The 9,104-nt window shown below is 41.3% G+C and carries 5 protein-coding genes; 2 read left to right on the top strand and 3 right to left on the bottom strand.

Going from position 1 to position 9,104, the window contains the following annotated elements; genetic code table 11:
* Together DWA30_RS06355 and htpG are read right to left on the bottom strand one after the other, a co-directional pair.
* On the bottom strand, positions 1 to 2,090 hold a 2,090-nt coding region (locus DWA30_RS06355), incomplete at its 3' end, for a proprotein convertase P-domain-containing protein (RefSeq protein WP_168421748.1).
* A 269-nt stretch (positions 2,091 to 2,359) separates the two neighbouring features.
* On the bottom strand, positions 2,360 to 4,249 hold the full coding sequence (gene htpG, locus DWA30_RS06350; protein WP_114491701.1) for a molecular chaperone HtpG: 1,890 nt from the start codon (positions 4,247 to 4,249) through the stop codon (positions 2,360 to 2,362).
* A gap of 214 nt (positions 4,250 to 4,463) precedes the next feature.
* Between htpG and DWA30_RS06345 the strand changes: the two genes are divergently transcribed.
* Both DWA30_RS06345 and DWA30_RS06340 read left to right on the top strand, forming a co-directional pair.
* A complete protein-coding gene (locus DWA30_RS06345; RefSeq protein WP_114491704.1) occupies positions 4,464 to 5,132 on the top strand; it encodes a TetR family transcriptional regulator C-terminal domain-containing protein in 669 nt (222 codons plus the stop codon).
* A gap of 14 nt (positions 5,133 to 5,146) precedes the next feature.
* The gene (locus tag DWA30_RS06340; protein WP_114491700.1) at positions 5,147 to 6,454 is read left to right on the top strand and encodes an ABC1 kinase family protein; all 1,308 of its coding nucleotides are present in this window, start codon (positions 5,147 to 5,149) and stop codon (positions 6,452 to 6,454) included.
* A gap of 173 nt (positions 6,455 to 6,627) precedes the next feature.
* Here the strand turns inward: DWA30_RS06340 and DWA30_RS06335 are convergent, their stop codons facing one another.
* On the bottom strand, positions 6,628 to 9,084 hold the full coding sequence (locus tag DWA30_RS06335; RefSeq protein ID WP_114491699.1) for an alpha/beta hydrolase family protein: 2,457 nt from the start codon (positions 9,082 to 9,084) through the stop codon (positions 6,628 to 6,630).
* Positions 9,085 to 9,104: the final 20 nt, after the last annotated feature.

Raw genomic sequence — 9,104 nt, 5'->3', positions numbered from 1 at the left:
GGATCACAATCTAAAGCGTTAGCCGACTCATCATCAAACAAGGTGGTGATATCGTTGGCCGAACATCCATCAATGTCATCAAATACCGTAACGATCGTTCCGGCAGGAGATTCTAAAGTGATGGTAACATCGCCTGTCCACGTATGGGTAATGTCCATATCTACATTCAGGTCGGTAATGGTAAAGTCTTCAGCAACAGTAAGTGTTTCAGAGAAAGTAGCATTGTCTGTAATAGGTGTTCCTGGAGCAGCTGATGCTACTAAAGGTGGCACCGCTTGTTCTCCTTGACATACAATTACCGGAGCTTCATCATCGGTTACGGTGATGTCTTGGGTACAGTCTACTGAGTTTCCTTCAGCATCGGTATAGGTCCAAGTTACCGTAGTGGTTCCTACCGGGTAGAAATCGGATGCATCATCGGTTCCGTTATAATCGTTCACTAAGGTTCCACTTCCAGGACCGCTTACCGGACAGTTGTCCATAGGCATAGCTGGAGGCACAACTATATCGGCTCCACACATACCCGGATCGTTGGTTTGGGTAATGGCAGCACCACAAGTGATGGTTGGATCTTCGTTGTCTGTTATCGTAATCGTAAATTGACAGGTAGAACTGTCACCATCTTGATCGGTTGCTGTAAACTCTATAATTGTTACTCCCGGAGGGAATACACTTCCACTAGGGTCACCCATCGTTTGTGTTACGGTAACAGGTCCTCCTTCAGGATCTACTGCAACGGCATCGGCAAAGTTTACAACGGCACCACAAACACCCGGATCGGTGTTGGCTACCACGTCACTAGGACAGGCAATAATAGGTGAAATTGGATTTTGTGACACCGTAATACACCAATCTAGTAATGTACCGGAGTCACCTCCCGTATCATCTATGATTTCTAAGGTCCAGTTTCCATTTACGTTATCACCGGCAAAAGTACTTTCGAACGTACCTCCTTCGGCTTGAAAGGTTCCGGTAAACGGAGCTGAGCCTGTTGTAATTGAAGGGGCACCATCCATAAAGATCGTTCCGGTGTAGTTATCACCGGCTCCACCATTGTCACTGGAAAGATCTAGTGTAGTTCCGTCTGGACTAACTAGGGTAATATCAAGGTCGGAGTCGAATGTATGGTTCAAATCTAGAGATACACTTTCAATAGTGTATTCACCGGGTGCAGTACCTACAATCCCTGTTTCAGCAACAGCAATAGGAGAAGGGGTCATTGGTCCGGAAGTTCCTACAGCCGGGATAGGCTTAGGCGTGTCGGTAGCACATTCGGTAACAGGTGCGGTGGCAGAACCTGCCAACCAATTAAGCGTATTCGCCATTAAGGCAACACCGTCTGTAGATGCATCCCAAAAGCCTGCTTGAGATGGTGCGTCTGTTGATGGTGGAAAGAAATTTAGCACTGCCATTCGCGCAGTTCCACTTGCACCATAATTATCTTGAACAACAACTAATGGTCGACCGTTTGAATATTCCGCGATCAATGTCGACCCAACTCTAGGCGTCCCATCTACACCATATCCAGAAGTCCCATTATTAAAGCTTGCTACTCCTTGCATGGTAGGGTGTGCAGGGTCAAAAACAGTACCCAATGTTAAATTTCCAACATTACCAAATGTTGCAGTTGGCAATAGCGAATAATTGGTTTGAAAAGCTGATACGTTCGAAAAAGCAAAAACCATTTCCAGAACATTTCCGCCACCATCTACAAATTGACCGAGCACTGTTGACAACCCAGCCGGGTCGGTCGGAGCACCGTCAGGTGCCAAAATAACAGCATCATACATTTGTAGCATCGCTAATGAAGGATTACCACTGTCAATATTAAAAACATCCACAGTTGGAATTCCCGCTGCGGTTAATTTGGAAGTAACATCTCCTACCCATGCAGGGTTACCAAATCCTTCCAACAGTAACACATTGCTTGCCATTCGCGAAGAATTATTCGCTAGGGCGAGCGATTGAGACTGCTCGGCTGGTTGAGGAATGGTACTGGGGCTTATCGAGGCCCCGCTAGTGCCATTCGTTTGTGCCTGCATCGCGAAAGTCGCAAAAAAACAGAGCACCATTAAAGTAATTCTTTTCATAATTCTGTTTAAATTTAAAGTTAGTATGTTAAAAGTATGCAAAAAAATGTGGCTGGCACACAATATTAGATTAACGGAATTTTTCTTAGACGATGTGCACAACTCCTTGTCGCACATACGTGTAAACACGTAGTTGGATAATTACAAATTTGCATACACAAGCTAGTGCTCAAACATTGGTGATATGAGTTTGAATTTCTAAGATAAAGACAAAAAAAATCCCTTCCGAAGTCATCGAAAGGGATCCTAAGAATAACAAGTGAAACTACTTATTTTATCATCTCATAACTGCGTTTAATAAAGGCGGTCATCTCTTCACCTTTTAGCAAGTTCTTACTCAATTTGGCAAGGTCTAATGCCTGGTTCACCAACCGTTCTTTTTTCTTTTTGGTCTTGGTGTTTAGTATTTCACTTACCAGCTCGTGATTTGTGTTCACGATCACATTGTACATTTCCGGCATGTTGCCCATTCCAAACATACCACCGCCGCCGCTTTGCTGCATTTCTTTCATGCGTCGCATGAATTCGGGTTCGGTAATGATGAACGGATTTGCACTACTGTCCATAGGGGATAGTTGTACCGAAAATTTTTCCGAAGGAATCGTCTCTGTCAAGAAGGTTTTTAAGGTTTCTTGCTCTTCTTCGGAAAGTTTCGAAATGGCTGTATCTTCTTTCTTTATTAATGTATCGATAGAATCGCTGTCAACGCGTACAAACGACATGTTCTCGTTAGCACCTTCCAACTTCTGAAGCAAGTGCGATACAATTGGACTGTCTAGTAACAAAACTTCATACCCTTTTTCTTTAGCAGCTTCTATATAGCTATGCTGCGCTTCCTTGTCGGATGCATACAACACGATCAATTTGTCATCCTTATCGGTTTGATTGTCTTTGATCTTTTCTTTTAAGGCTTCCAAAGTGAAATGTGTCCCATCTACTGTTGGATATAGCGCAAAATCCTGCGCTTTTTCGAAGAATTTATCTTCGGTCAACATCCCATACTCGATAACGATCTTGATGTCGTTCCATTTCTGTTCAAAATCTTCACGGTTGTCTTTAAACAGACTTTTCAACTTGTCTGCGACCTTTCGAGTGATGTAACTTGAAATCTTCTTTACAGCACCATCGGCCTGCAAATAACTTCTAGATACATTTAACGGTATGTCCGGACTGTCGATCACCCCACGCAACATGGTCAAGAATTCGGGAACGATGCCTTCCACATTATCGGTAACGAACACCTGATTTTGATACAATTGTATCTTGTCTTTCTGGATGTTCATGTCGTTGGTCATCTTAGGGAAATAAAGAATTCCTGTAAGATTGAACGGGTAATCTACATTTAAATGAATGTTGAAAAGTGGTTCTTCGAATTGCATAGGGTACAATTCGCGATAAAAACTTTTATAGTCATCGGCTTCCAACTCGGTGGGTTGTTTGGTCCAAGCCGGGTTCGGGTTGTTAATGATATTATCTACCTCCTTGGTTGGAGCCGGGTCGTCTTCTTTTGCGTCTTCCGGCTTCGGAAGGGTTTCGGTCTTCATTCCAAACTTAATTGGGATGGGCATAAACTTGTTATACTTTACCAAGAGCTCACGAATCTTAGCTTCTTCTAAGAACTCGGTTTCATCTTCGGCAATGTGAAGTATAATTTCGGTACCGCGTTCCGACTTATCAGCCGGTTCTAGTGTGTAATTTGGTGATCCGTCGCAAACCCAATGCGCTGCCGGTTCGTCCTTATAACTTTTTGTGATGATCTCAACTTTTTCGGCCACCATAAAAGCTGAATAAAAACCGAGTCCGAAATGCCCAATGATCCCGGTGTCTTCACCATTCTTATCCTTGTATTTCTCTATAAATTCTTCGGCTCCGGAGAACGCGATCTCATTAATGTATTTTTCGACCTCTTCTTTGGTCATCCCAATTCCTTGGTCTATGATTCGCAGTTGCTTTTTATCCTTATCGATCTTTACTTCGATCTTGGGATCTCCATATGCTACCTTGGCTTCGCCAATGTCGGTAAGATGCTTCAGCTTTAGTGTGGCGTCTGTCGCATTCGATATCAACTCACGTAAAAAGATCTCGTGGTCGCTGTATAAAAACTTTTTAATCAGCGGAAAAATGTTTTCGACCGCTACGTTAATAGTTCCTTTGCTCATGATGTTATAGTTCTATTTAAAAATGTTACTTGTTTGTTTCCGAAGCAATAAGTCAAATAAAGTACCATAGCCGAAATTCTGACAGCTTGTCACTAGCTATGAAACTTTAACAGAACATTTTGTTTAATGATAATGATAAAAAGTTAAACATAAGCTATCTTTGTAAGGAATATTTTGACATAAAGTGTATACGATACGATCTAAAAGAATAGGTATGACCCAAAAAAAGACAACGAAGACTTCTAAAACATCCACGAGAGATGCTATTGTAAACTCATATATGACCTATGTGTTAGAGAACGAACGCCTACCACTTAGCGTTTACAAGTTTTGTAAAGAAAACAATATTAAAGAGACAGAATTTTACAGTGAATTTGGTTCGTTCGAATCTCTCCAACAGGGAATTTGGAATCAATTCTTTGATCATTCCATGACCTTGGCGCATAAGGATAAAGCCTATACAGAATTTTCGAATAAGGAAAAAATGCTCACATTTTTCTATACGTTCTTCGAAATTCTTTCAGCCAATAGAAGTTATGTGTTATTCGTGTTAAGCGCGCAACAATCACCACTAAAGAATCTAAGTCAGTTAAGAGGCTTAAGACAAAAAATAAAATCGTTTGCCGCATCCCTAATTGAGGAAAAAAACGACACGCAACAACTAAAGATCTTAAAACAACCGGTGGCTGTTTTTTCTGAAGGAGCATGGATTCAAACCTTGTTCATTTTAAAATATTGGATGGACGATTCGTCACCATCCTTTGAAAAGACCGATGTCGTGATCGAAAAATCGGTGCGCGCAATTTTCGATGTTTTTGAAACCACACCCTTAGAAAGTGTGATCGATTTCGGAAAATTTCTTTGGAAAGAAAGAATGGCCTAATCTAATTATCTACTATGAAAACTATTGATGCGATCCCTACTAATAAAATTCAACGGGCCTCTAAATTGGTCTCAACCGGGGTAAAGGTAGGAGGGAACTACCTAAAATATTATGGGGAAAAACTCATTAATCCTGAAACTACCAAGGATAAATTAAACGAAGAAAATGCGGAGGACATCTACAACGGACTTAAAAATCTTAAAGGTAGCGCGTTAAAGGTAGCGCAAATGTTGAGCATGGAAAAGAACATCATGCCACAGGCCTATGTTGAAAAATTCTCGTTGGCTCAATTTCAAGTTCCCCCATTGTCGGCGCCTTTGGTGCGCAAGGTATTTACCTCTTATTTTGGTGATGTGCCCGAAAGTTTATACGATAGTTTTGATGCAAATTCGGTGGCTGCTGCGAGTATTGGGCAAGTACATCGCGCGACCAAAGATGGAAAACAGTTAGCGGTAAAGATACAGTACCCCGGGGTGGCCGATAGTATTAGCAGTGATTTGGCATTGGTAAAACCAATTGCCTTGCGAATGTTCAATATAAAAGCGAAAGATTCAGAAAAATATTTTAAAGAGATAGAGGGTAAATTGCTGGAAGAAACCAATTATATATTGGAAGTGCAGCAAGGAAAAGAAATTGCGATAGCGTGTAGCCATATTCCAAATTTAAAATTCCCAGACTATTATGAATCCTTATCGGGTCCTCGTATAATAACGATGGATTGGATGCGAGGCAAGCACCTTTCAGAATTTACTAAAACGAATACCAATCACCAAGTTGCAAATACTATAGGACAGGCACTTTGGGATTTCTATATGTTCCAGATGCACCAGCTACGGCGCGTGCATGCTGATCCCCACCCGGGCAATTTTATGGTAGATGATTCACACGCTTTAATCGCTATCGATTTTGGATGTGTAAAAGCGGTTCCCAACGAATTTTATGAACCGTATTTTGAATTGGCCAAACCGGAGAACATTAACGATCCCGAAGTGTTTTTAGAAAAAATGTATGCCTTAGAAATATTGAAATCCGGAGATTCTCCCGAAGAGATCAAATTCTTTGCCGAATTGTTCCATGAAATGTTGAGCTTGTTCACCAAGCCCTTCCATAACAAGACTTTCGATTTCTCCGATACTGTTTTCTTCGGAAAGATAGCAGCGCTGTCTGATAAATATTCAAAAAACACCGAATTACGTAAAATGGACGGCAACCGAGGCTCCAAACACTTTCTGTATATCAATAGAACTTTTTTCGGTCTGTATAATTTACTCCATGACCTTGGAGCAACCGTGGAGATCGATGCGTATAAGGCATATAAATAAAAATTTTAACAAAACTTTGTTTAATGATATGCTTAATGTATTAAACAATGTTTGTATCTTTAGGCTATTGAAAGTGGGATAATAGATTGCTATGAAATCTTAAAGTTTTATCTATTATTTTATTGGTTAGGTTGTTAGATAAGGGCGCAAACTTTGCGCCCTTATTTTTAAGGTTACTGTTTAATTTCTGAAGACGCCTTTATTTCGTTTTCCTCTTTATTCTTCACATACATATCTAACCATCGGTCTTGTTCCCAAAGCAGGTGGAGAATACTTTCTTTGGCGCGATACCCATGACTTTCTTTTGGCAGCATGACTAATCTGGCCGGACCACCGAGCCCTTTTAACGCATTAAAATAGCGCTCACTTTGCAAAGGGTAGGTTCCACTGTTGTTATCGGCTTCCCCGTGTACCAATAATAATGGTGTTTTCATTTTATCGGCATGCATAAAAGGAGACATGGTGTAATACGTTTCGGGCGAATCCCAATAACTGCGTTCCTCACTTTGAAATCCGAAGGGTGTCAACGTTCTATTATAAGCACCGCTGCGAGCAATTCCAGCAGCAAACAGATCGCTATGGCTTAATAGGTTAGCGACCATAAAGGCACCATAACTATGGCCCCCGACACCTACGCGGTTTCGGTCGATATACCCCAATGCATCCACGGCATCTATCGCTGCCTTCCCATTGGCAACCAACTGTTCTCTAAAACTGTCATTGGGTTCTTCGTCGCCTTCTCCCACAATGGGAAAGGCCGCATCGTCTAGTACCACATATCCTTGTGTTACCCAATAAATAGGACTGCCCCAGTACGGATAAATAAATTCGTTAGGGTTGGTCGTGTTTTGAGAGGCACTGCTCTTATCCTTGAACTCACGGGGATATGCCCATAAAAGCATGGGCTTTTTTTCTTTGGAATCTTTGTCATAGCCTATTGGTAGATACAATGTACCCTCCAGTTCTAGTCCGTCATCACGTTTATACGTGATCACTTCCTTATGCACATTACTGAGGCTTTGATAAGGATTATCAAAGGCTGTGACAGGAGTTAAACTGTTCTTTTTATTTATATTTCTGAAGTAATAATTAGGATACTCATTTTGCGCTTCAATTCGTACTAGCACTTTTCCTTTGTCCATATCGATGGCCGTGATCAAATTTTCCAGTTTATCGGTATAAGGTGATTCATACAATCGTTTTGTTTTGCGTGTCGATATATCAAATTCGTCTATAAAAGGAAATTGGCCTTTTTCGCTATAACCGTCGCCCATTAAATAGGCTTTTCCGTTATTTATTTCTAGCGTGTAACTACCAAGGTCGTTCTTAGAGGTAACAAAATTACCCGGATCACTATAGCGGTCTTGGTAGTTGCGATCGGTAATGATTACAGCTTCTTTTCCGGGGTCATTAGGATTGAACAAATATGTTTTCGTGTTACGGTCGTTCCACCAGTAATCGTAGGCAATGGCGACATTATCATTTCCCCAAGTAATTCCAGAGAATCGATTTTTTGTTTTTAATAATTCTCGTCCTCGACCTGTAAATGGCGCATACACTTCGTAAACCACATCTCTATGAGTCACTTCATTTTCAGGATCGCCACCGTCAAGGGCTTCCACCCAATAAATTGTTGAGGGCTTGTCACTTCTCCAACTTACATTGCGTTTTCCGGTACGCGTAGCCATAAACCCTTTAGGTTGCACTTCATTCAATGGTACATCGTTAAAGACAGTTACCAAATTTCCATCCTTTTCGTAGATCGCTTCTTCGTAAGGAAAACGATAATAAGGTACGATGTAGGAAAACGGTTTTTTAAGTTTCGAAACCAACAAGTAATTACCGTCCGGTGAAAAGCTAATTCCGCGATACATGGCGGTAGGCAAGAAGTTAGAGGTGGTACCGTTGATCGTAACTTTTTTTAATTCTGAAAGCGCTAATTGCTCAAAATTATGCTCGTCGTTCGGATTCTTCAGTAGATCTTGGTAGGTTCTGTTTTGCGCTTTGGCGCCATCACTTACCGAGACCGTTGGGCCTTCCGGTACTGCTTCCGAAGCATTTATTAACGCTTCACGATTTGATGGAAGCATCTTAACTAACAAGGCCTCACTGTTTTGAAACCAATTGAGCGCATCGCCCATATTGGCATTAACTGTTGCCGGTGTTATTTTTTTAGCCGAAGCATTTTCAATATCTACGATCCAAACCTCGACACCTGTAGCAGTTGTATTTAGACAGGCGATCATTTTTTCATTGGGTGCCCATCTAAAATTTGAGAGGCGCGGATTTGTTGGCAGGCCTTTTACTTGTGTCGCTTCGGAAGCGGTTGCTTTTTTAACCTTTAAGTTGTTATAATAGTTGGTACGGCTTCCAATATTCGTCTTCGGGTTAATTCGCAATCCGCCTAATCTCATTTCTGTTTCTGAAAGCTCTTCGATCGATTTGAACGCATCGCGATAGAGAAGGACCACATTGTTTCCTTTACTGTCTATTTGTACAGAAGGTGCCAAAGGGGCATCTACAAGTTCTAGAATTTCGGCAGGAGGTTTTTTATAAGTAAGATTTTCTTGGGCGAAAATGCTTCCGAAGAAAAGCAAAAACGCTACAGACAATAACAGGAGTTTTTTCATGATTAACAGATTGAAATTAG

Source organism: Candidatus Ulvibacter alkanivorans (genome assembly GCF_003333325.1).
Taxonomy (GTDB): Bacteria; Bacteroidota; Bacteroidia; order Flavobacteriales; family Flavobacteriaceae; genus Ulvibacter_A; species Ulvibacter_A alkanivorans.
Note: the sequence above shows the minus strand (reverse complement) of the source record. Positions and strands in the feature narration are given on the sequence as shown.

Excerpts from the sequence above, each read along its gene's own strand:
- htpG (WP_114491701.1), bottom strand. The coding sequence starts at position 4,249 with ATGAGCAAAGGAACTATTAACGTAGCGGTCGAAAACATTTTTCCGCTG.
- DWA30_RS06345 (WP_114491704.1), top strand. The coding sequence starts at position 4,464 with ATGACCCAAAAAAAGACAACGAAGACTTCTAAAACATCCACGAGAGAT.
- DWA30_RS06340 (WP_114491700.1), top strand. The coding sequence starts at position 5,147 with ATGAAAACTATTGATGCGATCCCTACTAATAAAATTCAACGGGCCTCT.
- DWA30_RS06335 (WP_114491699.1), bottom strand. The coding sequence starts at position 9,084 with ATGAAAAAACTCCTGTTATTGTCTGTAGCGTTTTTGCTTTTCTTCGGA.